The organism is Rhodococcus sp. NPDC056960, assembly GCF_042674125.1.
Taxonomy (GTDB): domain Bacteria; phylum Actinomycetota; class Actinomycetes; order Mycobacteriales; family Mycobacteriaceae; genus Rhodococcus_F.
This window is the reverse complement of the sequence record NZ_JBHURF010000093.1, coordinates 1-1176: the sequence shown is the minus strand read 5'-3', so window position 1 is coordinate 1176 and position 1176 is coordinate 1. Positions and strand designations below refer to the sequence as shown.

Annotated in this window: 1 rRNA gene; it reads right to left on the bottom strand. The window is 57.0% G+C overall.

The annotated features are described in order from the left end of the window. Positions 1-1176 (bottom strand): 23S ribosomal RNA (locus tag ACFTWF_RS45045); the annotation flags it as partial.

Sequence of the window (1176 nt, the reverse complement as noted above, 5' to 3'; positions counted from 1 at the left end):
GACCTGTGTTTTTAGTAAACAGTCGCTTCTCGCTGGTCTCTGCGGCCACCCCCAGCTCAGGAAGCAAGTTCCCTCACCAGTGATGGCCCCCCTTCTCCCGAAGTTACGGGGGCATTTTGCCGAGTTCCTTAACCATAGTTCACCCGAACGCCTCGGTATTCTCTACCTGACCACCTGAGTCGGTTTAGGGTACGGGCCGCCATGAAACTCGCTAGAGGCTTTTCTCGACAGCATAGGATCATCCACTTCACCACAATCGGCTCGGCATCAGGTCTCAGCCTTAATGTGTGACGGATTTACCTATCACACGGCCTACACCCTTACCCCGGGACAACCACCGCCCGGGCTGGACTACCTTCCTGCGTCACCCCATCGCTTACCTACTACCACCTTGGGTCAGCGGCTCCACCACTCCCCTTCACCCGAAGGATCCAGGGCGGCTTCACGGCCTTAGCATTAATGGGCTCGATATTGGGCGTTTCAAAGCGGGTACCGGAATATCAACCGGTTGTCCATCGACTACGCCTGTCGGCCTCGCCTTAGGTCCCGACTTACCCTGGGCAGATCAGCTTGACCCAGGAACCCTTAGTCAATCGGCGCACACGTTTCTCACGTGTGTATCGCTACTCATGCCTGCATTCTCACTCGTGAACCGTCCACAACTCGCTTCCGCGGCTGCTTCACCCGGCACACGACGCTCCCCTACCCATCACGACCCCGTTGGGGGTATATCTGCAATGACACGACTTCGGCGGTACGCTTGAGCCCCGCTACATTGTCGGCGCGGAATCACTTGACCAGTGAGCTATTACGCACTCTTTCAAGGGTGGCTGCTTCTAAGCCAACCTCCTGGTTGTCTCTGCGACTCCACATCCTTTCCCACTTAGCGTACGCTTAGGGGCCTTAGTCGATGCTCTGGGCTGTTTCCCTCTCGACCATGGAGCTTATCCCCCACAGTCTCACTGCCGCGCTCTCACTTACCGGCATTCGGAGTTTGGCTAAGGTCAGTAACCCGGTAGGGCCCATCGCCTATCCAGTGCTCTACCTCCGGCAAGAAACACACGACGCTGCACCTAAATGCATTTCGGGGAGAACCAGCTATCACGGAGTTTGATTGGCCTTTCACCCCTAACCACAGGTCATCCCCCCGGTTTTCAACCCTGGTGGGTTCGGTCC